Source organism: Idiomarina sp. X4, assembly GCF_002808045.1.
Taxonomy (GTDB): domain Bacteria; phylum Pseudomonadota; class Gammaproteobacteria; order Enterobacterales; family Alteromonadaceae; genus Idiomarina.
Genome location: NZ_CP025000.1, coordinates 2,497,969 through 2,519,551, shown reverse-complemented (window position 1 = coordinate 2,519,551; position 21,583 = coordinate 2,497,969). Strand labels below are relative to the sequence as shown.

Below are 21,583 nucleotides of genomic sequence, written 5' to 3'. Positions count from 1 at the left end.
GTAGCCTTGATCTCGATTTTCAGCCTGATTTTAAACCTCTTGCAGCGCGCATGCGTCCGCGCACAGTTGACGAATATGTTGGACAGCAACATCTATTAGCCCCTGGCAAGCCGTTAAGAGTAGCGGTCGAACAGGGGCATTTGCATTCAATGATCCTCTGGGGGCCACCGGGCACCGGTAAAACCACCTTAGCTGAGCTTATTGCCACTACTGCCAATGCTACTGTAAGCCGTATTAGCGCAGTAACCTCTGGTGTGAAGGACATAAGGCGAGCTATTGAAGAGGCGAAACAGGTGGCTCAGCAGCAAGGTCGACGGACGATTTTGTTTGTTGACGAAGTACATCGTTTTAATAAAAGCCAGCAAGACGCCTTTTTACCTCATATTGAGGATGGCACCATTGTGTTTGTTGGTGCGACAACCGAAAACCCGGGCTTTGAATTAAATAACGCATTGCTCTCGAGAGCCCGTGTGTATCGTTTGCAAACACTTTCAAAAAATGACCTCGAAGTAGCGCTGGACAGAGCATTAACTGACTCAGGCCGTGGGTTGGGTCAGCGCCAGTTAAAGTTGGAAGGCGAGGCACGGGCTAAGCTATTGGACTTAGCGGGCGGCGATGCTCGTCGACTGCTGAATTACCTGGAAGTGGTGGCGGACTTCGTTGAAAGCAGTAATCAGCCGATTACGCCGGAGCTTATTACCGCCGCTATTGGCGAAAAAGCAACAGCGTTTGATCATCAGGGCGACCATTACTACGACATTTTGTCAGCGTTTCATAAATCGGTACGAGGTTCTTCACCAGACGGTGCTTTGTATTGGTACGCTCGGTTATTAACGGGCGGTGGCGATGCTCTGGTTATTGCGCGCAGGCTACTGGCCATAGCCTCTGAAGACATTGGCAACGCAGATCCAAGAGCACTTCAGTTAGCGTTAAACGCCTGGGATACTTACCATAGAGTTGGTCCGGCAGAGGGCGAGCGAGCGATAGCTCAAGCGACCATTTATTGCGCTTGTGCGGCAAAAAGTAATGCGGTATACAATGCGTTTAAGAGCGCGCTCAGAACGGCGAAAGAGCATAGCGACGCTCCAGTACCCGAACATTTGCGCAATGCACCGACCAAAGTGCATAAAGAGCAGGGCTACGGGGCTGACTATCAATACGCGCATAACTACCCAAATGCGTATGTGCCCGGTGAACGCTATTTGCCGTCAGAGCTTGCTGAAATGCAGTTCTATCAACCCGAGCCGCGCGGCTTAGAAATTAAGCTGCAGGCAAAGCTGCGCTGGCTGCAGGATATGGACACTAAGTCAGACTGGAAAAGAGAACCCGATGAATAACTTAGTATTGCATTTTTTCTGCGTCGCCGCTGGCGGTGCTATCGGCGCGTCCGGGCGTTACGCGATTGGTCTTGCGATGCAATCATTTGGGCTGCGGGCATTCCCTTTTGCGACGCTGACCGTTAACATATTAGGCTCTTTTTTATTGGGGCTGTTACTGGCATATGGGCAACAACAATCCGTGTCAGAGACAACCCGCTTATTCCTTGGTGTTGGCGTTTTAGGCGCATTTACAACCTTCTCAACGTTTTCAGTTGAGGTTGTGACGCTGGCCAGCCAGGGCGAAATGCTAAAAGCCGCTTTACACGTCGGCTTAAATGTAATTATTTGTATTGCTGCTGTTGTTGCAGCAATGATGTTGTACTCAACAACGGTTAAATAGGACACTCATGCTAGACGCTAAATACTTCCGTGAGGAATTAGACAATACCGCAAAAGCACTTGCTAAAAGAGGCTTCGACTTAGACGTTGCTAAACTCAGTAAGCTTGAAGAACAACGTAAAGAGGTACAGGTACGTACTGAACAACTTCAGGCAGAGCGTAACAGCCGTTCCAAAGCCATAGGCAAAGCGAAAGCGGCTGGTGAAGACATACAGCCGTTATTGGATGCGGTGAGTGACTTAGGTAACCAACTGGATAGCGCGAAAGAAGAACTTAAAAGCATTCAGGAAGCGCTCAATGGCATTATTATGGGTGTCCCTAACTTGCCGGCAGAAGAAGTACCACAAGGTAAAGATGAAAGCGAAAATCAGGAAGTCCTGACCTGGGGGCAACCCAAGTCGTTTGACTTTGAAGTGAAAGATCACGTTGACCTTGGCGAAGCGCTTGCTAAGGGGATGGACTTTGAAGCTGCAGCGAAATTAACTGGTGCACGCTTTGTTGTTATGCGTGGTGGCATTGCTCGTCTACATCGTGCACTGACTCAGTTCATGTTGGATTTGCATACTCAAGAACACGGGTACTTAGAAACCTACGTGCCTTATATGGTGAATCAGGACTCTTTACTGGGCACCGGTCAGTTACCAAAATTTGGTAAAGACTTATTCCACATTGAAGGCGAGTCACAAGATCAAATTCCAATGTCACTGATTCCAACGGCCGAAGTCCCGTTAACGAATTTGTATCGTGACGAGATAGCTGATGAAGACGAACTGCCACTTAAGTTTACCGCGCACACTCCGTGTTTCCGCAGTGAAGCCGGCTCACACGGTCGTGACACCCGGGGCCTTATTCGTCAACATCAGTTCGATAAAGTCGAGTTGGTTTGGTTAGTAAAACCGGAAGAGTCAATGGATGCTTTAGAGCAACTGACTGGCCACGCTGAGACGGTGCTGCAAAAGCTGGAGCTGCCTTATCGTAAGGTATTGCTCTGCACTGGTGATATGGGCTTTGGCGCCGCTAAAACTTACGACTTAGAAGTATGGTTACCAGCGCAACAGGCGTACCGTGAAATCAGCTCTTGCTCAAATATGCAGGACTTTCAGGCACGTCGTATGCAGGCTCGTTTCCGTCGTAAGGGCGCAAAAAAACCGGAGCTTATGCACACATTGAACGGCTCGGGTTTAGCAGTAGGCCGCGCATTAGTTGCTGTGCTGGAAAACTATCAGCAGGAAGATGGTTCAATAGTCGTTCCTGAAGTACTGCGCACTTACATGGGTGGTATTGACGTTATTAAGAGCTAAAGCCCTAAATACATTTAGCTGGTTTAGGCAGGCCCGCAATGCGTGTGGCCTGCTTAGCTGGGCCTTTGGGGAATAGTTTATACAAATAGCGGCTGTTGCCTTTCTCTTCTCCCAGTTGCTTCTTCATGGCTTTTACCAGAACACGCATTGCCGGGCTGGTATCAAATTCACGATAAAAGTTTTGTACGAAATTGACGACTTCCCAGTGAGCCGGTGTCATATCAATGCTTTCAAGCTCCGCAATATGCAATGCCAGCTCTTCGTCCCAGTCATCAATGTTTGCTAAGTATTCGTGCTTATCGGTCTCGTACGTTTTGCCGTTGAATTCAATCATGCTATTACCAGGTAACTTGTTGTTGAAAGCTGAGTACCAGCTCAACCCACTCTGCGTCGGATTTTAACACAACGTAATTAGGTACGGTCGCTTTTGAGTTTTCAATATCACTTTTACGCGCATAAATAGTCTGCAATACGGGGGAACTGTCAGGAAGGGTTCCTAGAGCGCTTTCTGACACTAGAAAAGCATCTGTTTTTCCGAGCAGGTGTTTGTGCGTTTCCAACCAAGCTGGCAGTGAACCGTCCCGTACCCAATGCAATGTTTTCATGAGAACTGCAGTACCTCGTCAAACTGTTTCAGGTGTTGCTTCAAGTTTTCTTTCGAAATAGTGATAGCCTCAATATTGGTCGGCAGGGTATTAGTTTTTATGGCCAAGCTCGAACATAGTGCAATAGGCTCAGCGTCCAATAACTCCAACATGGCGTAGCGTTTTGATGGTGAGCTCAGTAACACATTGACAGCATCATCAATAAGAATAAGCTGCACTGGTATATCAAAGCTTGCTAATGCAAGCGCAACATCAAGCGCTTCAGTTGCTATGTTAGGGGTATTGCTGCTTTGTAAAATGGCTATTTTCCTCATGGCTTAAAACTGTAACGTCCGGTCGCTTGTCGCTAGGGCTTTTGAGAGGGCGGTGAGTCCTGTTGCATCAAAGCTAGGATGAAAATCCTCAATGCCCAAACGCTCAGCAACGGTATGGCAAACGACCAAGGGAGTGCCGGACTGGTTTTTAAAATCACTCCATTGTTGAATCAGCGTCTCATTTTCTGCAGGTGTTTGCGCAACGGCGTGATCAACCGCTTGTCGGTAAAAAAACAGGCAGGTTATTTCATGCCCTTGCTTAATAGCATTCTTTGCAAAGGTCAGAGCATCCAATGAACGCTTCTGGTTCGATGCCGAGCTTTGAACAATGAGAGTTAATTTAGCCACACTTTCCAACCGTTAATAGCTTAGATACAAAAACGCCCCGCATTGCGGGGCGTCTTACTCAATTCGTAACAGACGATTACTCGTCGCCGCCAAATGCCATCAGTAATGTTAGCAAATTGACGAACAAGTTATAAATAGACACATACAAGGTAACGGTCGCCAGTATGTAGTTGCGCTCGCCACCGTTAATGATGTCGCTGGTTTGCCACATAATAAGCATAGCCATTAGCGGAATCATGATTGCTGACAAGGCTAAGTGCAGTGCTGGCATTTGGAAGAACAGGTTAGCAATAGCGGCAACGATAACCATTATGATACCCGCTGTGACTAAACCGCCAAGCTTTGACATGTCCTTCTTAGTCGTCAGTACATAAGCCGACGTCGCAAAGAAGGTAAGTGCAGTACCGCCTAGCGCAGTTGCAACCATTTCACCGCCGCCGGGCATTGATAGGGCCATATTAATAATTGGACCTAAGGTATATCCCAGGAAGCCTGTCAGAGCAAAGGTGAAAACCAAGCCCATAGCGCTGTCTTTGGTTTTATAAACACCAAAGAGCAGTCCGAAGTAACCAACCAAAGTGAGAATAAGCCCCGGATGTGGCCAGTTCATTGCACTGCTAATAGCAGCAACAACGGCACTAAAGGCTAATGTCATTGCTAAAAGCGTGTATGTGTTACGTAGTACTTTGTTGACGGCCAGAGCCGATTCATTCTGACCGACATATACCTGACTGCGATTGTTCATAGATTTCTCCGTGTTGAACGACTGTCTGTTAAGACGCTTTATTATTAAAAAAGTTTCCTGAATACTACAGCATAAATGGGGGGTTAGGGCAGTAATTTCCAGTAAAAAGTAGACAGTTTGTCTAATAAACGCCCAAACAGTACCTTTATTTAAATTTTTACTTTACAAGCGGAATTTAGGTCTTTAATATTCGCATCGTTCTCAACGACACAGTCATTGAAAACAACAATTCGGAGAGGTGGCAGAGCTCGGTTGAATGCACCTGACTTGAAATCAGGCGTGGGTTCATACCCACCGGGGGTTCGAATCCCTCCCTCTCCGCCAAATTTAGATGAAAAAGCCCAGCTCATTGAGTTGGGCTTTTTTGTTTCTCGTCAGTAGGTGGCCCATTCGACAATTCCTTAATTGCTGATATATTTATCAAAAACGGAATTTGTCATGAACACCTCAAGCCAAAACCTTTGTAAGAATTGCGATACAGAACTTCAGGGAGAGTATTGCCACCGCTGTGGCCAGCAAGACAAACAATATATGCGCAGTATCTTTGCTGTTGTTGGTGACTTGTTTGGTGAAATAGGGCACTGGGATTCACGCTTTTACCGAACGCTTCGCGGGCTTTTTCTTAACCCAGGCTTTTTGTCACTGGAATTTGTTCAGGGGCGCCATGCCTCTTATGTGCCGCCACTAAGACTCTATTTCTTTATCTCATTAATTGCTTTTATGGTGATGACGTCGTTAATTGATATTGATATCAGACCACCGACATCAGAAGACTTTGATCGCGTTAACCAGGTTCAGCAAGATGTGCAGGCTTCATTACCGGAAGAGGCAAAAGGGTTGGTAGTAAGTAATGCAGAACCTTCTGAACCTTTACGGCTTTCTTTAGATGACACCGATATTCCCTTTCTTAGTAAGGCTGAAGAAGTCGAGTTCGAAATAAAGCTAAATCAGTTAGCGGACAACCCCGCACAATTTGTTAAAAAGCTCATTTCGATGACGCCTCAAATGATGTTACTCATGCTGCCGTTCTGGGCGTTATTTTTAAAGCTTATTTACCTATTTGGACATCGCTATTATCTCGAACATTTGACGGTGGCGCTTCATACGCATGCTTTTATGCTGTTGACGTTAACAATAGTCACCATCATCAGTCAGGCAGTATCACCGCTTATTGGCATTGCTGGTTGGAACTGGGTGGCAATCATTGGTGATTGGGTAACTGATTTCTTCATTATTTGGCTTTTTGTCTATCTGCTTATTACCCAGAAACGTTTCTATCAGCAGAGCTGGCCTGTCACCCTAATAAAATACGTAATATCTGGCGTGATTTACTTTGCGCTATTAACATCATCCTTTGTCATTATGGTGATAATTGGTATTCTTAATAGTTAATTCAAACAACTGTTTAACAGGTAAGAACCATGCAGTTTCATGAGACGTTAGCTTTAATAGAAAGTGACAAGAACAATCAAACCATAAGTCTGCCTGAAGGCTGGGCGCAAGGGCGCGCATTTTTTGGTGGTTTTAGTGCAGCAATAGCAGCACAATTTTTATTGCAGCAATTTCCGAAAGACTACCACCTGCGTAGTTTTGCTATTTCTTTTGTTGCCCCGGCGGCAGCGGGAGATGCGACGTTAAATTATCGGGTGTTGCGCCAGGGCTCCTCTGTTTTGCAAGTGGCCGTTGAGTTAACGCAAAACGATGAAGTGATGCTTGCTGGTTTAGCAAGTTTAGGTAAAGGGCGTCAGTCTTCAGTATCTGTCAGTGGTGAAACACCGCCAGACTTAAAGACTGTTAATGATGGCCCGGGCTTGCCGGAAGCCGATATCGTTCCTGAGTTTGCTAAGAACTTTGACTACCGCATTACCTCCGGTGGCATGCCCTTTAGTGGACAGCCAGGCAGAACCTTTGGCGGGTGGGTGCGTTTTAGAAAAGAGCAACAACAGCTAACCATTGCTGCTATTCTCGCGTTAGTCGATGCCTGGCCACCGGCCGTGTTACCACACTTAAAGCAGCCAGCGCCCGCATCGTCGCTCACCTGGACTATTGAGTTTCCTGATAAGCCGTTAGCAGACTTCAGTACTCATGACTGGTATCAGTATGAAGCGTTTATCGAGCATGCTGAGAACGGGTACGGTCATAGTCGGGCAGGACTTTGGTCAGACAACGATGAGTTATTGGCAATAAGTCGTCAAACCTTTACTGTGTTTGCTTAATTTACTCTGACCCGGGCATAACGGCGCACCGCTATGGAAACAACCGCACAATCGATAAAGCAACACCTTATCGATACTCAACCAGGCTTCGATTTGGTGTTGTTACAATTGGCGGAGCGAGCGCCGCTTGAGCCTTCAAATATTCCAGTCATTGACGCTTTACCGAGAATTATTATTCGGCAAATGTTGTCATTGAAAGCGTCTGCAACAATCATTGAACGCACTGAGAAAGAAGCAAAGTTGTTGGGTTTACAGTCGATTGCTTATTTACCCGCCGATAACTTACTAAGTTGCGGAGTGAGTCGCACAAAAGCCGCCGCAATTCAAAGCGTTGCTCACTGTCAGCAAACCGAGCCGGAAAGGATTGCAAACTGGGCGGAGATGACCTCAGAAGAATTAGTGAAAGATGTAACGAAGTTAAAAGGGGTTGGTCCCTGGACAGCGTCAATACTCGCGATGTTTCATTTTGCACATGAAGACTTATTTCCTATTCAGGACTCCTCGCTAAGAAAAGCCATAGGCCAGCTTAAAGAGCAAGATGTATTGATTATTCCCGAAAGAGCCACGCCTTACCGGACTTATTTAGCCTGTTATTTGTGGGACATGTTAGATCAGTCCCGCCGATAAAGGCCACACCAACCGAGTTGTGTAGAAACTCCGTATTAAAGTTGTTGGTGTACGAGCCATGCAAATTTACGCGTTACCGTAAAGGTTTGTAAAAGCCATTTGCCAATCGTTAATAAACTGTTGAATATTCGCTCCCGAATTCGGATAAAGCGGTACGAGTTCATCAATTTAAGGACAATCATATTACCAATACGCGATAAGGAACATGGCTAATGAACCGTATTATTTTGGCAATACCTAACCCAATTACCAGTGCTGGTATGGAAGCGGTAATACAGCAGCATTTTCATACACAAATTGAAGTGGTTAGCTCTATGAATGAACTGAGACAAACATGCTATAAATATGACGATGCACTGGTTATTCTCAGCAGTCAACTATCAGGTGTTGCGACCGTTGAGCACTGGCGACGTATAAAAAGACGGCATGTCGACTTACAGCTCATTGTTTGGGGCAGGAGCCAGCAAGACATTCTTAATTTTCAATGCAGTGTGAGTCAAGTCGATGGCTATTTACTGGAGTCATCGAACAGTAAAGAGTTAGTGCAAGCGCTCAAAACACTGAAAACAGGTAGTATTTATGTGGCAGCACCCGTTGCTGAATACTTAGCGAGAAACCCTCGCAATCGCCACAAAAAGGGCATGGTTGACTCTTTATCGGAAAGAGAGCTGCAAGTTGCGCAAATGCTGAGTCGTGGTATTCGCGTTCGAGAAATAGCGAAGCATTTATGTATCAGCAGTAAAACAATTAATACCTTTCGTTACCGCATTTTCTCTAAACTTGGCATTGATGGTGATGTACAATTATCACATATGGCAATTCAATCGGGTCTTGTTGACCTAATCCAGTTTGAAGGTAATGACAGACAGCAATTCAATAACCTTTAATTACAAAGACTTTCTTCGGAACCTGACTCATCAACCCGGTGTTTACCGTATGTATGATGAGTCGGGTGACGTTATTTATGTCGGTAAAGCAAAAGATCTTAAAAAGCGTGTGTCCAGTTACTTCCGCGAAAAGGTCGATGCAGTTAAAACTCAAGTGCTGGTGAAACAAATAGTATCAATGGATGTTACTGTTACCGACACGGAAGCTGACGCGCTTATTCTGGAAAACAGTTTCATTAAAAAATACCGTCCGCGCTACAACGTTTTATTGCGTGACGACAAGTCTTATCCGTATATAATTTTGACCTCCCATGAGCACCCAAGGTTAGGGTTTCACCGCGGTGCGCGGCGCGAGAAGGGCGATTACTTCGGGCCTTTTCCGAATGGCAGTGCGGTTCGCGAAAGCCTGAACTTAATGCAGAAGCTGTTTCCCATTCGGCAATGTCAGGATTCGTATTATCGTGCTCGGACGAGACCATGTCTGCAGTATCAGCTCAAACGCTGCCTGGCGCCTTGCGTGAGCAAGTGTACCGATGACGAGTACAACGACCAGGTTCAATTGGCTAAGCACTTCCTCAATGGCAAGAACCAACAGGTTATTGATGAGCTTGTAAAAAAAATGGAACAGGCCAGTGAAGCGCTGGAGTTCGAAAAAGCAGCTCGTTTTCGTGACCAAATAGCGGCACTTCGTAAAACTCAGGAGCGAAACTCGGTTACTGGCGCCCAGCAAGAGCTTGACGTTATTGGTATGGCGCGTGGTAACGGCATGACAACTATTCAAATGATGTTCATTCGGGACAATCACTTGCAGGGCAGTCGCAGCTACTTTCCGAAAGTCCCGGCGGATACGAGTGACGAGGAAGTCTTGCGCGCATTCTTACTGCAATTTTACCTGTCTGATAACGCCGGTCGTAAAACACCGAGAGAGATTATTTTACCGGACTCAGTAGAACCTGACGAGGTATTAGCGCAAGTGATGGGGCAGGCGCTAAATCGCTCGGTTAAAATGCAGAATAATGTCCGGGGTGAGCGTAAACAGTATCAGCAACTCGCGGCTAAAAATGCAGTGAATGCGCTGGAAAGCCGTCTCAACCAACAAAGTACCATGAACCGTCGTACGTCGGCCCTACAGCAGGTGCTGGACTTTGGCGTACCGATTCAGCGTATGGAGTGTTTTGATATCAGCCATACCATGGGCCAGCAAACGGTTGCTTCTTGCGTGGTGTTTGACCAAAACGGACCGAAGAAATCCGACTATAGGCGCTACAACATTACCGGAATTACGCCAGGCGATGACTATGCGGCTATGGCGAAAGCATTGGCGAAGCGCTATGACAAAGCGCGGGAACAGGGCAATATACCCGACATTCTCTTTATTGACGGTGGCAAAGGGCAGCTATCCCAAGCTGAAAAGTACTTTGAAGACTGGGGCAGTGATGCCCCCATGCTTATAGGGGTTGCTAAAGGCGAATCTCGCAAGCCGGGGCTTGAAACGCTCATTATGGCGGGCAGCCACGAGACCATTGCGCTGAATAAAGACGCCAGTGCGTTGCATTTAATTCAGCACATTCGTGACGAGTCTCACCGTTTTGCAATAACCGGACACCGTCAGAAACGGGCGAAAGTGCAGAAAACATCGACATTGGAGCAAATAGAAGGTATTGGTGCTAAACGTCGACAAACGCTTTTGAAAAATCTGGGTGGATTACAAGAGGTAAAAAACGCTAGTATTAGTAAACTTTCTAGCGTGCCCGGCATTAGTCAGGCCATGGCAGAAAAAATTTATTACTCGTTCCGGGATGAGTAAAACCAAATAAGGAAACAGCGGATAATGAAGTGGAATATCCCTAATATTTTGACCAGCTTTCGGATTCTTCTGATTCCGGTATTTCTGGTGGTGTTTTACTTGCCCTTTGAAGACGCACGCTTTTGGGCTGCGTTTATTTTCTGGCTGGCGGCTATTACTGATGCGTTGGATGGCTTTATTGCGCGTCGTTTCAACCAATTCACTAAATTCGGTGAGTTTTTAGATCCCGTAGCCGATAAAGCCATGGTAGTGGCTGCGTTGGTGGTGATTGTTGAAGACTTTAACGCCGCTTATATAACGATACCTGCGTTGACTATGATTTGTCGTGAGTTAATTGTTAGTGCATTGCGCGAGTGGATGGCACAAAGTGGCAACCGTGGAAAAGTGGCAGTATCAAATTTGGGTAAGTTGAAAACCATTGCGCAAATGGTCGCGCTTATAGGTTTAATTTGGAATGCGAATATCTATATTTTCTGGATTTCTATTGTTTTATTCTACGGTGCTTTCGTTTTGACTGTGTGGTCAATGTGGGAATATTTACGTGGCGCCAGCAAGGAATTGACCAGAAATTAGCAGCTTTGCCGTAAATTTGCGCAAACAGTCATAAATTTGATAAAAAGTCATTGACTGAAAAAGATTAAACAGTAGAATGCCTCGGCAGATGACGGTGCGGGAATAGCTCAGCTGGTAGAGCACAACCTTGCCAAGGTTGGGGTCGCGAGTTCGAATCTCGTTTCCCGCTCCAAATTCTGGCGGGTTGGCAGAATGGCTATGCAGCGGATTGCAAATCCGTGGATCTCGGTTCGACTCCGGGACCCGCCTCCATTATTCGAGAACACTTCTTTGTAGTGCCCGGGTGGTGGAATTGGTAGACACAAGGGATTTAAAATCCCTCGCTGGTAACAGCGTGCCGGTTCAAGTCCGGCCCCGGGCACCAATTCCGATTTATATCTTAGCTGAAAAAAGAAGCACTAAGGCTTCTTCTTCCACTGGCCATCAACTTTCACGTAATGTCCTGGCTGTGTGCGTTCAATAGCACGCTTACCGGCTAGTAGCTCAACATCAGCAACCGCAATGTCGTTTTCTTCCGCTATACGAGCGTACTCTTGACGTCTGGCCTCGTTAATTTGCTCGGCAATTTGTTTTGCCTGTGATGAAGACGCCACAACGCCTAAGTAACCGTTTGGTTGTTCGCCAACCCAACCTTTATCTTTAGCTGCTGACAGCTGTTCCATGGCTTCTTGTAAGGTAATTTCCTGCGCGTAACTTGCTGTCGACACAGTCATACCCGAAATAGAGAGTAGGGCGACAAACGCGCTAATTGTTAGTTTTTTCATGTCACAATCCTTTGAAAATTAAAATAAACCGCTCGACTCTGAAATAACGTCGTCGAGTGCTTTGTCGACTTTGACGTAAATTTCGTGCTCAATTTTTACGTTCAAATTAATGGTTATCGGCTCTTTTGGAGCCGCCACCTGAACTGTCGGCGTACAGGCGGACATAAGCAGCGCAGATGCTGTAATGACTAGCAGATGTTTCATATCGTCCTCTGATTAATTGACCCGTTGCTGGATCCGTTTACGAATAACATCACTCACGCTATTACTCAGTTGTATACCTTTTATCAGCGCGGGCAAGTCTTCTTCTAATGTGACGTTTAATTTTACCTTACGACCATTCTCAACAGCCGGATTATAACCATTGAGCTGTAATTCTAAGGTTAGCTCACCGTTTTTGTCATAGCCAACAACACTTGACAGTTCTTGGTAGTAAAAGTCTTCCAACACGCTGGCAAGCGTTTTTAAACTGGGGTTGCTACCAACGGCTGAGCGTAATGCAGATGAGTCGACTTTCAGGTGACCACCGGGTGCTACTGCGCTTAAATAACCTTTTTCTACTGTTAATTGCTGAGAGTCCCAAAGCAGGGGAATGGTTCCCGATACATTACCGTCAATAGCGATTCTATTCGTAGGGTATTGGCGCATCAGTTCACCTAAGTTAATACGCTCGAAAACAACGGGAATACGCAATGGCTCAGAAAAGTCATAGATTTGTTCGGGGATTCGGACGGAGCCTCCCAACGCTTTAATGCTATGGTTTTTGAGAGTCACAGTGCTGTTTTGTTGGTTTTTATAAGGAACCTTCGCAGCCAGTTCGGCGCTAACAGGACCAATGGTGAAGCCTTGTTGGATACTGGCTAGAGACAAGTCCGCCTGTTGAAGGCTTAAATGCTCTGAATTGGCAGTAAAGTTAGCGTTCAAATTCGCATTGGTCACGGACGTTGTGTCGTATATTGCACTAACGTTATTTAGATCGACTTCTCCTTCATCAATTCTCCATTGGCCTGTCTTTAAATTGCCTGACAATTTCAAGCCAACCTTAGCGCCGCCTTTGTCTAACGTGAGCAGTGGCAGGGTGTTTTGTAATAGCGGTGACAACTGTTCCTGTAGCGCTGTTTGCGTTAAATCGTTAAGGTTTATATCGACATTAGAGGTTAGGTCTTGTGTTGGTGTCAGTGTGCTGTGGTGATTTAGGCGAGCACCTCGCGCTAATTCAATGGTTCCCTGGGTGTTAATGCTGCCGCCTTTGTATTGAATTCTATGCGAGAGTTTAGGCTTTAAGCTTTCAAGCTCTTCAACTTTTATAGCGACATTATTAATTTTCGTTGAGAGTTCTGCTGTTGCCTCGTTGGGCGAAGCAAAAGGGATAGCGGCGGAAAACGTCGGAATTAAAAAGTTGGCGTTAGCAAACTGCGATTGAATATAAAGCGAAGACAGTTGCTCTGAGCTAAACATGACCTGGTCGTGTTCGAGCATTATATCGGTGTTTAAGGCTAACTTATTCAATGAATCAAGTTTTAATGGAGCCAAGGCATCGATACTCGCTGTTGTGATTTTGTCGGCGGTCAATCTTGTTTTAGGGAGGTTGAGCCGAATAAACTGTGCGTCGCTTTGCATAACGTGACCAGCCATCGTTAGCTGAGCGCCACTGACATCTTCTCCCTCAACGGCCAAACTAAGTTGAACCGGCCATTCGGTTTTACTGAACAGTTGCTGATAGTTTAATGGTTCAAGCGCCAGAGCATCCTGGCTGGCAAATTGCCACTTCACCGAGTTTATTTCTAAAGGTAGGGAAGGCCATTGAGTGAGCTCACCACTGAATTTTAAATCGTAATTTTCGATAACGCCACGATTAAAGCCAAGTCCCACATCGCCTTTAGTGATCAATGTCTCAACAGAAGCAACACCCGGTGAAGTGACATTAATGGGCTGTTGTAAACTGACAGTGAGTTTACCGGAAATGGCGCTAATGAGGCTTTTTGCACCTGTCATTTCAGTCTCAGGGGAAAGAGAGCCGTCAGCGCTGAGTGATAAGGCAATCTGTTCACTTTTTACTAGCTTAGCTGTCCGAGAAAGATATTTTGTCGGTACTTTTACTGACCCTTTTATGTCCCATTGCCCGGTAGAAAAACCATAATTGGCGTTGAAGCTTCCTAGACTGTGGGTGATACCGGCCGATAGAGTCGAATTATTGCGAGATAAATTAACGTTGAGTACTTCAGGCTGAAGTAGGTGTAAACTGACGTTTTGGCGCTTGGTGTCCAATTTTAGTTCACCGACAATTGGCGCGTACTGCGTTAACAACCCGCCTTTCAACGTTATGTTTTTAATAACGATAACCTCGGGCAACCAGTTTGGTATCGGTGTGTTAAGTAGCTCTTTAATGGTAGTCGGTGTGGCATTTGAGTTAGACGTGGAAGATGACGGTAATTCGCTCATTGTCACACTCAACTGCTCAATGACCACTCGTTCCTCGGACAGCGAACCGATGCTTATCGACCAGTCCTCGATACCTGCTTTTGCCAATTTACGATCGGCTATCGACAGGCCTATTAGTAATGCAACACCAATAAACAGAGCAAGCGTCAGCACTGCGCTGCCGGTAATGGCCAGTAATCGATAAACTCTGGAACTGGTGTTCGGCATTTACCTTACCCTAAACGTTAAATTAACACGTACGTTCCCGGTTAAAGGGTGTTGACCATCCGCCAATTTTTTAACTCCGTGGTATCGTAAGCGATCAGGCCCGCCCCAGACCAGAACGTCCCCATGTTGTAACGTAATTTTTTGTGGGCTGCCACCGCGCTTTAGCCCGCCCCATAAGAAAGTGGCAGGCAAGCCCAGGGAGAATGAAACAATAGGTTGTGAAAAGTCGGATTCGTCTTTGTCCTGATGAAGTCCCATAGCAGCGCCTGGGTGGTAAACGTTAATTAAACAGGCATTGGGAGAAAATGACCCGAACCCGCATTTCCTGGCAGCCGTTTCGGCAAGTTTTTTTAACTCTACGGGCATAGCAGGCCAGGGCTCTTCGGTTATTGGATCGGTGTCTGTATAGCGGTAGCCTTTGCGGTCGGTTATCCAGCCAAAGTCGCCACAACTGCTGGTGCGTACTGACATTTTTCTGCCACCGGGAGTGACGAATTGCCGTAATGGTGACTGTTTAATGACTCCCCGAAGTTGCTCTAAAATAGCGATGGCATCAGGTTCAACGTAGTCGTGAAGTAGGTAAGCGCGTTCGCTAAACTGAGTCACATCGTTGTTCTCACCTGCAAATAAATTGAGAGACGCCATAGCTCACCAAAGAAGAGTTAAAGTGTTCGGCGCATAATGAGACGGTCTTCACCAGGACCGAGATAGTCCTTAACGGTGTTAACAGACTGAAAGCCAGCTCGCTTGTATAGCTTTATCGCCGGCGTATTGTAGGGAGAGACGCTTAATTCCAGCTCATGCCATTGATCTGATGTGGCCGATTTTATCGTCTGCTCCAGCAATACCTGACCAAGCCCCTGACCTTGAAAGCTTTTACCAACAAGCAAGGACATTAAGGTTGCACGGCGACCATCGAGTGGCACGACCAGGCTGTAACCGGCGACTTTTCCGTCACTTTTTATGGTTAAAAAGCCGCTTGGCCATTGGCGCAGGGCTTGATAAAAGAACAAGCTGGAATAGGCGTCTTTGTCGTAAAGCTGTTTCTCAAAAAAAGCGAGGCGGGCGATATCCTCGGAAGCAGCAATTTGCACCGTCACCAAGGGATCACTTTTGTTCGCCTGAGGCAGCGAACCAACACAAAGCCGGCACTCGTCAGTGTCAGGTGCAGAGCCCTCAACATACCGGAGTTTATGTGAGGCACTCTCTCTGTTACTGGATACCTGATAAACTCTATCTCGTGAAGGCGTGTCGCTGCTCATAAAGACCTTTATGCTTTAAAAAGGGTGAACCCAACTGAGCCAGAAAAAATCAAGGCCATCGTTAGGGCGCTTAATGTCACCATTAGAGTAATGAGTATAGCCAAAGTCAATGCGGGCGTCAGAGTTTTTACTGAACTGCCAGGACAATGAAATGCGATCTTCAAATTGGAATTTGGTCGAAAGGTTTCTGTTTCCAAGACTCGTCTTGTCGAAATAACTGCCGCCAATGCCTGCTTCTAAGTAAAGCGGACGTTCTGAGCCGGCGATATGCCAAGAAACAACAGGGCTAACGGTAAATGCGGTAATGTTATCTGATGTATCATTCGAGTCTTGCCAATGATTTATCCCCATATCCACATACAGCTTAGGCGAGCCGAAAAAGCCGGGCATTTCTAGCGGGATGTCGGTAAACCGGTAGGCTACACGCGCGCCGCGAAACTGATCGGTTGAATAGGAAGCGGTATAGCTTATTTCATCAGCCAGCGCAGAAGCTGGCGCGAAACTACTTGATAATAATACGGCACTTAAAAGCGAAAGACGTCTTAACATGTCGCTCTCTTACTGGTTGGTGAAAAAAGTGCCCTCATTTTACATACAGTCATGACTGTATGTAAAATAATTTATTGATTAATTAACTGTAACCATTTGATAAAAGCGACAAGAGCAACAGACTGGCGTTTCCGCTTTTTATAAAATACCGAGAGTGGTGACTTAGTTGCTTGAGCATATTCTCTGAAAGGTGTTAAATGCGAAAACTGCGTTGTCAGCAAGCTGCTGTCGACTAGGGTGACCGCTTTTTCTGTTTGAGCTAAGTCCAGCGACATATAAAAGTCGTCGCAGTGTATAATGCGTTGGTTTTTAAGTTTTGACTGGTAATGTTCTGTCAGCTTTAAGTGCTCAGGGTTGTCAGGGTTGATTATCCAGTTTTGCTGGAAGGGCGTCTCATTGGTCGAAAGGCTCGATACCGGCACCAGTTGCGTTTTCGATAAACGTTGGCTTTGTAGGTGCTTGTCGTTTATTGAGCCATAGCCTATTGCAATGTCCCAGCTTTGGTGTTGCACGGCGGATACCATGTCGGCGACATGTTCACCCGAGAAATAGTCAGCGCAACGCGCAAAGTTTAATTGAATATGCGGATAAAGAGAGTGGAAGTCCTCAAGTTTATCGGCGAGCCAGAAGCGAAAACGCTCGGAACTAATAGCGACCGTTAGTTGGGTTGTTGTGTTGTCGCTAACACTTCGGGTACGCTCTATGGCACGCTCAAGTTGATCAAAAATTTGTTCAATTTGAGGCGCTAACTCAAGCGCCACCGGAGTTAATGAGTGTACTCGGTTATCGCGCTGAAAAAGTCGCATGTCGAGCTGCTCTTCAAGCGCTTGAATTTGTCGGGTAACCGCAGACTGAGTGACGCCGAGCTGCTGTGCAGCTTGTTTGAACGAACCACATCTGGCAGCGACATCGAACACTCTGAGTGCATTCAGTGATGGAAACTTGGTTTTTTTCATATTAATTATTTCGCATTTATAATTAACAAAATGTAACTTTAATTCTCGCAGGTAAGTTAATAGAAAACAAGGAAGCTCACATTGTCTTATTGGAATGAGTTTTTAACAATAGCTGTCATTCATTTATTTGCGGTAGCAAGCCCCGGTCCCGATTTTGCGGTAGTGTCTCGTTATAGTTTGAGCTTTGGCCGTAAAGCGGGGTATTTGGTTGCGCTCGGTATAGCCGCCGGCATTATTATACATGTTGCGTATTCATTGGTGGGCGTCGCCCTTATTATTCACCAAACGCCATGGTTATATCAGACGCTGCTGGTTATTGGTGCGTTGTACCTGGGGTTTATTGGTACGCAGGCGATAACAGCGAAGCCGAGAACGTCGATGTCCGGCGATGAATTTGATTCGATACAACCGAGAAAACGTAAAGCTTTCATTGTTGGCTTTATTACCAACGGCTTAAATGTTAAAGCGACATTGTTTTTTTTAACGCTCTTTACCACCATTATTTCACCCGACACTCCCTTTTCGATTAAGTTTGGCTACGGGGTGTATTTAGTCATAGCAACTGGCGCCTGGTTTATATTTTTAACCTGGCTACTAACTCAACCTGTCATTTTCAAACGCGTGTGGCGTTATAGTCACTGGGTCGATCGGACAATGGGGCTGGCGCTCATTCTGTTGTCGGCGAAATTGTTATGGGAATGGTTTTTACTTATCGAGCTTATCTGAGCGGTGCTTTCGGGTTATACTGAATAAAATTTTAAAGAACTGAATGAGTCACCGTTTATATGCAGTTATTTGTGAATGACCTTACCGTTATCGATTGCTCTTACCTTTGCCCGCAGCGTGGTATTGTTGGTGAAAGCTGGATTGTCGATATTATTCTGGACGGAAATTTGAACGAACAGTCGATGGTGCTCGACTTTGGTAAGGTCAAAAAGCAGGTGAAAGCCATTATCGATGATTCTGTTGACCATAAGTTACTGATCCCTGTTGAGCATTCCTACACGAAAGTCACTCACAATGATGATGACAGCTCGTACTGGGTTGACTTTAATCGCGGTAATTCGCGGTCGATACACTTATTTTGCCCGTCTGACTCGTTCGCATTTATTGATGCCGATACGGTAAACATTGATACCGTTACTGATTACGTAAAAGCGGTAATAAAGCAAGAGCTGCCGGTCAATGTGGAAGGGTTGAAGTTAACCCTGCGTCCTGAGCAAATTGATGGCTTTTATTATCATTACACACACGGCTTGAAAAAGCACGATGGCAACTGTCAGCGCATTGCTCACGGGCACCGTTCGAAACTGCAGATATTTATTGAAGGCATTCGCCAGCCCGCACTGGAAAAACAGTGGTGCGATAAGTGGGAAGACATCTATGTTGGCACGGAAGAAGATATTGCCGATTTTAACAAAATGACACTTTCTAAAGCTGCTGAGTCTGTCGATGAAAATACCCATGTTGCTTATAGCTATACGTCAATTCAGGGACTGTTTGAACTGGTGTTGCCGCACAGCGAAAACTACGTAATAAAGAATGATTCGACTGTCGAGTGTATTGCGCAGTATTTGGCGTCGACAATAAGCCAAGACTGCATTGGCAAGTCGGTTGAAGTCAGAGCTTACGAGGGTGTTGGTAAAGGAGCCATTGCTTATGCTTAAACTGCGTATTTGGGGTTTATTGATTGGTTTAATCGCATCAACCTCAGTCTTTGCCAACAATTCTTTGCCACTTGAAATAAAAGGGCCTTTCACACAAGGGGCGCTGCATTTAGGCAAAACGGTTGCGGGTGCTGAAGTGACTTTAAATGGTGAACTCATTGAGGTAACCGATAATGGTTATTTTGTCTTTGGTTTTGGACGTAAAGCAAAGTTGGAACACGAATTAACCGTTTCCGCCAACGGTGAAACTCGCACTCAGTCTCTTACACTGAGTGAGCGTGAATATGATATTGATCGTGTGGACGGTGTTCCGCAAAAAACGGTGACGCCGGATCCCGAGCAAGTCAAACGTGCGCGCAAAGAAGCAGAGAAAGTTTGGTTGGCGAGACAGAACGCTTCTAAAAACAAACATTTTCTGACGCCAGTAGCAAAGCCGGCTGAAGGGCGCATCAGTGGGGTTTACGGCAGCCAGCGTATTTTTAATGGCGAGCCTCGTAACCCGCATTATGGTGAAGATATTGCGGTACCTACCGGCACACCGGTAACAGCGCCATGGACAGGTAAAGTGGTGCTGGCAGAGCCCGATTTATTTTACTCAGGTGGTACTATCATTATTGAGCATGGTTATAAGGTAAACACCACCTATCTGCACCTGAGCAAGTTGCATGTGAAAGCCGGTGATACGGTAAAACAAGGTCAGGTTATTGGTGAGGTGGGAGCCACCGGACGAGCAACCGGCCCTCATTTAGATTGGCGGGTTAACTGGGGAAACACCCGGTTAGATCCGGCATTGCTCCCCCAGTTATACGAAGATTAACTCTCTGGTGTTAGCCAACCATTAAGTTTGCTGGCGTCTTTTATTGAAAGCTTCCAGCAAGCTGGCGTTGGCTCTTCCCAAATTAAGTCCAAAGTTAACAGTTCGTCACGGCGAAACGCATGGACGGTTACTTTTTCTCCAGGACGATAGCGCGATAATACAGACTTAACCGTCGCATCAGTTACTTGCAGATGATCAATGGCAATAATGCGATCAGAAGCGGAAAGTCCCGCGTTGTAGGCGGTTTCGTCGTGATACACACTCATGAGTTCTAAGCCAGCAGAGGACGCTTTGTACTTCGCGCCTAAGCTGACAGTTGCGGACTCGTCGGAGGCTTTTAGCGAGTTGTCATCCGCGGGTACCGATCGCTTTATTTCCAACCCAAACTGGTTGAGTAAACTCTCTAACGGTAAACTTTCTTTTGCGTAAAGCTGCTCTCGCAAAAAGTCGGCAATATCAACACCTGAATAACTGTCCAGCACATTCAAAACGGTGTCATCGGCAGTACCTACGCCGGTTTTACCAAATTCATGCCAGAGCTTTTTCATCACGTGCGCTAGCGTTAACGAATGGTTACTTTGCAAGCGCAACATCAAATCCAGGCTTAGTGCCAGAAGCGCGCCTTTAGCATAATAGCTAACAATACTGTTCGGCGCATTTTCATTTTGCTGATAAAACTTTGTCCAGGCCAGGTAACTCGACTCTGTGACGCTTTGTTGATATTGACCGGCACCACGCTCGACCCGAGCTAAGGTTTCGGACAGCACATTTAAATATTGTTCTGCGCTGACGATGCCACTCGCGTGTAAGAGGTAGTCATCAAAGTATGATGTCATGCCTTCATAAAACCATAGCTGTTCGGTATAGCTTTCTTTGTCCAGCTGATAAGGAATAAACGCTTTGGGTTTTAATGTTTTTACATTCCAGCTATGGAAATACTCATGGCAACAAAGACTCAGGAAGGTTTGATAATCGTCGTTAACCTCGTGGTCATGTTCGCCAATAAGGCTTTTACGGCTGCATAGAAGGGCGGTTGAGTTACGATGCTCAAGGCCACCAAAACCATCACCGACTACCATGGTTAGGAATGTGTAAGACGTAAAAGGTGCTTCATCAAACATCGATATTTGAGTTTCGCAAATGCGCGCTAAGTCAGAGCAAATTTTGGAGGTGTCGGCAAAGTGACGGCCGCTTAATACCAAGGAGTGTTTAATGCCGTGCGCAATAAATTCTTCAATGGTTAAGTCACCTATCAAAAACGGGTAGTCAATGAGCGCGTCATAGTTTTCTGCTTCGAAAGTTCCCCATGAATGGGGCTGCCCGGATACCCGCGGCATACCGGTTGCGACTTTCCAGTTAAACTTTTCAACGGGTGGATGCAGAGTCAGTTGGCAGTGTTCATCTTCTTGCCCAACGACAGCAAGACACAAACTGGTGTTATTAAAGAATCCTTGTAGCTGATCTAAATAGGCTGAGCGTACAGAGAGATCCCAAGCGTACACTTGATATTTCACTGTGACTTCATTAGCCGCAACGCTTTTGAGTTGCCAGCGGTTCTTGGTGATTTGTTTGACTGGGACAGGCTTTCCGTTTGACTCAGCATACAAACCGATAATGTGTTTGGAGAAGTCCCGGATCAAATAACTGCCCGGAATCCAGTTAGGTAACCACAGCTCCTGCAATGGCTCGGGAGCATCGATGGTCAGAATAACTTCGAATAGGTGACCATTTAAATCGATAGGTGTTATATCGTAAGCGATCAAGAGCGTCTCCTTTGC

At 46.1% G+C, this 21,583-nt stretch carries 25 protein-coding genes and 4 tRNA genes; 16 read left to right on the top strand and 13 right to left on the bottom strand.

The genetic code is table 11. The features are described from left to right. Window positions 1-50 precede the first annotated feature (50 nt). From CWC33_RS12190 to serS, 3 genes are read left to right on the top strand one after another with little or no spacing between them, the layout of a single operon-like run. Complete coding sequence (locus tag CWC33_RS12190; RefSeq protein ID WP_269799254.1) at window positions 51-1,337, top strand: replication-associated recombination protein A; 1,287 nt, start codon at window positions 51-53, stop codon at window positions 1,335-1,337. Then, window positions 1,330-1,719 carry a fluoride efflux transporter CrcB gene (crcB, locus tag CWC33_RS12185; RefSeq protein WP_100692158.1) on the top strand — a complete coding sequence of 130 codons (390 nt, stop codon included), beginning with the start codon at window positions 1,330-1,332 and terminating at the stop codon, window positions 1,717-1,719. The genes CWC33_RS12190 and crcB overlap by 8 nt, the downstream gene beginning before the upstream one ends. A gap of 7 nt (window positions 1,720-1,726) precedes the next feature. Beyond that, window positions 1,727-3,019 (top strand): serine--tRNA ligase, encoded by a 1,293-nt coding sequence (gene serS / locus CWC33_RS12180; RefSeq protein ID WP_100692157.1) that lies wholly within the window; start codon window positions 1,727-1,729, stop codon window positions 3,017-3,019. A 4-nt stretch (window positions 3,020-3,023) separates the two neighbouring features. Here serS and CWC33_RS12175 read toward each other — a convergent pair whose 3' ends face one another. The 5 genes from CWC33_RS12175 to CWC33_RS12155 form a co-directional block, all read right to left on the bottom strand. Next, window positions 3,024-3,353: a TusE/DsrC/DsvC family sulfur relay protein gene (locus CWC33_RS12175; protein ID WP_100692156.1), complete on the bottom strand. Its 330-nt coding sequence runs from the start codon at window positions 3,351-3,353 to the stop codon at window positions 3,024-3,026. Window positions 3,354-3,357: 4 nt separating this feature from the next. Further along, window positions 3,358-3,624, bottom strand: coding sequence for a hypothetical protein (locus tag CWC33_RS12170; protein ID WP_100692155.1), 267 nt, complete (start codon window positions 3,622-3,624; stop codon window positions 3,358-3,360). Beyond that, window positions 3,621-3,938 carry a DsrE family protein gene (locus tag CWC33_RS12165; RefSeq protein WP_100692154.1) on the bottom strand — a complete coding sequence of 106 codons (318 nt, stop codon included), beginning with the start codon at window positions 3,936-3,938 and terminating at the stop codon, window positions 3,621-3,623. The genes CWC33_RS12170 and CWC33_RS12165 overlap by 4 nt, the downstream gene beginning before the upstream one ends. Before the next feature lie 3 nt (window positions 3,939-3,941). Beyond that, the gene (gene tusD / locus CWC33_RS12160; protein WP_100692340.1) at window positions 3,942-4,286 is read right to left on the bottom strand and encodes a sulfurtransferase complex subunit TusD; all 345 of its coding nucleotides are present in this window, start codon (window positions 4,284-4,286) and stop codon (window positions 3,942-3,944) included. Window positions 4,287-4,362: 76 nt separating this feature from the next. Then, entirely contained in the window at window positions 4,363-5,031 is a 669-nt protein-coding gene (locus CWC33_RS12155; RefSeq protein WP_088768227.1) for a Bax inhibitor-1/YccA family protein, read from the bottom strand. 232 nt (window positions 5,032-5,263) lie between these two features. Between CWC33_RS12155 and CWC33_RS12150 the strand changes: the two genes are divergently transcribed. The 10 genes from CWC33_RS12150 (at window position 5,264) to CWC33_RS12105 (ending at window position 11,505) form a co-directional block, all read left to right on the top strand. Next, window positions 5,264-5,355 (top strand) — tRNA-Ser (locus CWC33_RS12150). A 114-nt stretch (window positions 5,356-5,469) separates the two neighbouring features. After that, window positions 5,470-6,423, top strand: a complete 954-nt coding sequence (locus CWC33_RS12145) for a DUF3667 domain-containing protein (protein ID WP_100692153.1) — start codon at window positions 5,470-5,472, stop codon at window positions 6,421-6,423. A gap of 29 nt (window positions 6,424-6,452) precedes the next feature. Then, window positions 6,453-7,247, top strand: coding sequence for a thioesterase family protein (locus CWC33_RS12140; RefSeq protein WP_100692152.1), 795 nt, complete (start codon window positions 6,453-6,455; stop codon window positions 7,245-7,247). A gap of 33 nt (window positions 7,248-7,280) precedes the next feature. Then, complete coding sequence (locus CWC33_RS12135; protein WP_100692151.1) at window positions 7,281-7,874, top strand: DNA-3-methyladenine glycosylase family protein; 594 nt, start codon at window positions 7,281-7,283, stop codon at window positions 7,872-7,874. A 212-nt stretch (window positions 7,875-8,086) separates the two neighbouring features. Continuing rightward, window positions 8,087-8,761 (top strand): LuxR C-terminal-related transcriptional regulator, encoded by a 675-nt coding sequence (locus CWC33_RS12130; protein ID WP_100692150.1) that lies wholly within the window; start codon window positions 8,087-8,089, stop codon window positions 8,759-8,761. Next, window positions 8,733-10,568, top strand: a complete 1,836-nt coding sequence (gene uvrC, locus CWC33_RS12125) for an excinuclease ABC subunit UvrC (RefSeq protein ID WP_100692149.1) — start codon at window positions 8,733-8,735, stop codon at window positions 10,566-10,568. The genes CWC33_RS12130 and uvrC overlap by 29 nt, the downstream gene beginning before the upstream one ends. A 24-nt stretch (window positions 10,569-10,592) precedes the next feature. Further along, window positions 10,593-11,141, top strand: a complete 549-nt coding sequence (pgsA, locus tag CWC33_RS12120; protein ID WP_088768221.1) for a CDP-diacylglycerol--glycerol-3-phosphate 3-phosphatidyltransferase — start codon at window positions 10,593-10,595, stop codon at window positions 11,139-11,141. Window positions 11,142-11,237: 96 nt separating this feature from the next. Next, window positions 11,238-11,313, top strand: a tRNA-Gly gene (locus tag CWC33_RS12115). A gap of 6 nt (window positions 11,314-11,319) precedes the next feature. Further along, window positions 11,320-11,393, top strand: a tRNA-Cys gene (locus CWC33_RS12110). 25 nt (window positions 11,394-11,418) lie between these two features. Further along, window positions 11,419-11,505: transfer RNA gene (locus tag CWC33_RS12105), tRNA-Leu, on the top strand. Between the two features lie 34 nt (window positions 11,506-11,539). Here CWC33_RS12105 and CWC33_RS12100 read toward each other — a convergent pair. The 7 genes from CWC33_RS12100 to CWC33_RS12070 all read right to left on the bottom strand — a co-directional run bounded on the left by CWC33_RS12100 (window position 11,540) and on the right by CWC33_RS12070 (window position 17,321). After that, complete coding sequence (locus CWC33_RS12100; RefSeq protein ID WP_100692148.1) at window positions 11,540-11,905, bottom strand: YdbL family protein; 366 nt, start codon at window positions 11,903-11,905, stop codon at window positions 11,540-11,542. A gap of 18 nt (window positions 11,906-11,923) precedes the next feature. Then, a complete protein-coding gene (locus CWC33_RS12095; RefSeq protein ID WP_100692147.1) occupies window positions 11,924-12,109 on the bottom strand; it encodes a YnbE family lipoprotein in 186 nt (61 codons plus the stop codon). A gap of 12 nt (window positions 12,110-12,121) precedes the next feature. After that, a complete protein-coding gene (locus CWC33_RS12090; protein ID WP_100692146.1) occupies window positions 12,122-14,554 on the bottom strand; it encodes a YdbH domain-containing protein in 2,433 nt (810 codons plus the stop codon). After that, entirely contained in the window at window positions 14,555-15,199 is a 645-nt protein-coding gene (gene alkB, locus CWC33_RS12085; RefSeq protein WP_100692145.1) for a DNA oxidative demethylase AlkB, read from the bottom strand. It lies immediately after the preceding gene. Between the two features lie 17 nt (window positions 15,200-15,216). Beyond that, complete coding sequence (locus tag CWC33_RS12080; RefSeq protein ID WP_100692144.1) at window positions 15,217-15,816, bottom strand: GNAT family N-acetyltransferase; 600 nt, start codon at window positions 15,814-15,816, stop codon at window positions 15,217-15,219. 15 nt (window positions 15,817-15,831) lie between these two features. Then, window positions 15,832-16,365: an acyloxyacyl hydrolase gene (locus tag CWC33_RS12075; protein WP_088768214.1), complete on the bottom strand. Its 534-nt coding sequence runs from the start codon at window positions 16,363-16,365 to the stop codon at window positions 15,832-15,834. 71 nt (window positions 16,366-16,436) lie between these two features. Beyond that, window positions 16,437-17,321, bottom strand: a complete 885-nt coding sequence (locus tag CWC33_RS12070; RefSeq protein WP_232709805.1) for a LysR family transcriptional regulator — start codon at window positions 17,319-17,321, stop codon at window positions 16,437-16,439. 81 nt (window positions 17,322-17,402) lie between these two features. On the opposite strand from CWC33_RS12070, the gene CWC33_RS12065 reads away from it, so the two are divergent. From CWC33_RS12065 to CWC33_RS12055, 3 genes are read left to right on the top strand one after another with little or no spacing between them, the layout of a single operon-like run. Next, a complete protein-coding gene (locus tag CWC33_RS12065) occupies window positions 17,403-18,047 on the top strand; it encodes a LysE family translocator (protein WP_100692143.1) in 645 nt (214 codons plus the stop codon). Between the two features lie 59 nt (window positions 18,048-18,106). Next, window positions 18,107-18,988 carry a 6-carboxytetrahydropterin synthase gene (locus tag CWC33_RS12060; RefSeq protein WP_100692142.1) on the top strand — a complete coding sequence of 294 codons (882 nt, stop codon included), beginning with the start codon at window positions 18,107-18,109 and terminating at the stop codon, window positions 18,986-18,988. Next, window positions 18,981-19,805: a M23 family metallopeptidase gene (locus tag CWC33_RS12055; RefSeq protein ID WP_100692141.1), complete on the top strand. Its 825-nt coding sequence runs from the start codon at window positions 18,981-18,983 to the stop codon at window positions 19,803-19,805. Before CWC33_RS12060 ends, CWC33_RS12055 begins: the two co-directional genes overlap by 8 nt. On the opposite strand, the gene CWC33_RS12050 is transcribed toward CWC33_RS12055, so the two are convergent. Then, window positions 19,802-21,568 (bottom strand): M61 family metallopeptidase, encoded by a 1,767-nt coding sequence (locus tag CWC33_RS12050; RefSeq protein ID WP_100692140.1) that lies wholly within the window; start codon window positions 21,566-21,568, stop codon window positions 19,802-19,804. The genes CWC33_RS12055 and CWC33_RS12050 overlap by 4 nt on opposite strands. Window positions 21,569-21,583 lie beyond the last annotated feature (15 nt).

Excerpts from the sequence above, each read along its gene's own strand:
- CWC33_RS12145 (WP_100692153.1), top strand. The coding sequence starts at position 5,470 with ATGAACACCTCAAGCCAAAACCTTTGTAAGAATTGCGATACAGAACTT.
- CWC33_RS12170 (WP_100692155.1), bottom strand. The coding sequence starts at position 3,624 with ATGAAAACATTGCATTGGGTACGGGACGGTTCACTGCCAGCTTGGTTG.
- pgsA (WP_088768221.1), top strand. The coding sequence starts at position 10,593 with ATGAAGTGGAATATCCCTAATATTTTGACCAGCTTTCGGATTCTTCTG.
- serS (WP_100692157.1), top strand. The coding sequence starts at position 1,727 with ATGCTAGACGCTAAATACTTCCGTGAGGAATTAGACAATACCGCAAAA.
- CWC33_RS12060 (WP_100692142.1), top strand. The coding sequence starts at position 18,107 with ATGCAGTTATTTGTGAATGACCTTACCGTTATCGATTGCTCTTACCTT.
- CWC33_RS12075 (WP_088768214.1), bottom strand. The coding sequence starts at position 16,365 with ATGTTAAGACGTCTTTCGCTTTTAAGTGCCGTATTATTATCAAGTAGT.
- uvrC (WP_100692149.1), top strand. The coding sequence starts at position 8,733 with ATGACAGACAGCAATTCAATAACCTTTAATTACAAAGACTTTCTTCGG.
- CWC33_RS12080 (WP_100692144.1), bottom strand. The coding sequence starts at position 15,816 with ATGAGCAGCGACACGCCTTCACGAGATAGAGTTTATCAGGTATCCAGT.
- CWC33_RS12095 (WP_100692147.1), bottom strand. The coding sequence starts at position 12,109 with ATGAAACATCTGCTAGTCATTACAGCATCTGCGCTGCTTATGTCCGCC.
- CWC33_RS12175 (WP_100692156.1), bottom strand. The coding sequence starts at position 3,353 with ATGATTGAATTCAACGGCAAAACGTACGAGACCGATAAGCACGAATAC.
- CWC33_RS12190 (WP_269799254.1), top strand. The coding sequence starts at position 51 with ATGCGTCCGCGCACAGTTGACGAATATGTTGGACAGCAACATCTATTA.
- crcB (WP_100692158.1), top strand. The coding sequence starts at position 1,330 with ATGAATAACTTAGTATTGCATTTTTTCTGCGTCGCCGCTGGCGGTGCT.
- CWC33_RS12155 (WP_088768227.1), bottom strand. The coding sequence starts at position 5,031 with ATGAACAATCGCAGTCAGGTATATGTCGGTCAGAATGAATCGGCTCTG.
- CWC33_RS12140 (WP_100692152.1), top strand. The coding sequence starts at position 6,453 with ATGCAGTTTCATGAGACGTTAGCTTTAATAGAAAGTGACAAGAACAAT.
- CWC33_RS12130 (WP_100692150.1), top strand. The coding sequence starts at position 8,087 with ATGAACCGTATTATTTTGGCAATACCTAACCCAATTACCAGTGCTGGT.
- alkB (WP_100692145.1), bottom strand. The coding sequence starts at position 15,199 with ATGGCGTCTCTCAATTTATTTGCAGGTGAGAACAACGATGTGACTCAG.
- CWC33_RS12090 (WP_100692146.1), bottom strand. The coding sequence starts at position 14,554 with ATGCCGAACACCAGTTCCAGAGTTTATCGATTACTGGCCATTACCGGC.
- CWC33_RS12135 (WP_100692151.1), top strand. The coding sequence starts at position 7,281 with ATGGAAACAACCGCACAATCGATAAAGCAACACCTTATCGATACTCAA.
- CWC33_RS12055 (WP_100692141.1), top strand. The coding sequence starts at position 18,981 with ATGCTTAAACTGCGTATTTGGGGTTTATTGATTGGTTTAATCGCATCA.
- CWC33_RS12070 (WP_232709805.1), bottom strand. The coding sequence starts at position 17,321 with ATGAAAAAAACCAAGTTTCCATCACTGAATGCACTCAGAGTGTTCGAT.
- CWC33_RS12165 (WP_100692154.1), bottom strand. The coding sequence starts at position 3,938 with ATGAGGAAAATAGCCATTTTACAAAGCAGCAATACCCCTAACATAGCA.
- CWC33_RS12100 (WP_100692148.1), bottom strand. The coding sequence starts at position 11,905 with ATGAAAAAACTAACAATTAGCGCGTTTGTCGCCCTACTCTCTATTTCG.